The 456-nt window shown below is 75.0% G+C and carries 1 protein-coding gene and 1 pseudogene; both read left to right on the top strand.

Annotation, left to right across the window (positions count from 1 at the left end):
* A partial coding sequence (locus ACU8YC_RS27320) for an isochorismatase family protein (RefSeq protein ID WP_446896302.1) occupies positions 1–256 on the top strand: 256 nt, incomplete at its 5' end.
* 113 nt (positions 257–369) lie between these two features.
* Positions 370–456 (top strand): annotated as a pseudogene (locus tag ACU8YC_RS27315) (pyrimidine utilization protein C); the annotation flags it as partial.

Genomic DNA, 456 nt, shown 5'->3' with positions numbered 1-456 from the left:
GGGCGTGACCACGCTGGTCTTCACCGGCATCGCCACCAACGTCTGCGTCGAGTCGACCCTGCGGGACGGGTTCCACCGGGAGTATTTCGGGATCGTGCTGGCCGACGCCACGCACCAGGCCGGACCGGAGAGCCTGCACCGCGCGGCGCTCGCCAATATCGAGACCTTCTTCGGCTGGGTCTCGGACGTCGCCGCCTTCGAGTCCGCCCCCGGGGTGCCCTCGCGCGCCCCGGTCGGCGCCCATCTGGCCGGATAAGTGCATCGCCCGCCCGGCCGGTGACCGGCGGGGTGCGCGAGGACCGCCGCGACGCGGCCCGCCGCGCGGCCTGCCCGGCCCGGCCGTCAGGTCGGGCGCGGGGGGCGCGGGGAATGACCAAGCAGGTCGTGATACCGCCGGGAACCGGCAAGCCGCTGGCCCCCTACGTGCCGGGCACGCTGGCCGTCGGGGTCCTGTAC

It is taken from the genome of Citrobacter sp. VF227 (assembly GCF_052950715.1).
The sequence above is the reverse complement of the archived record's forward strand: the minus strand, read 5'-3'. Positions and strand labels throughout refer to the sequence as shown.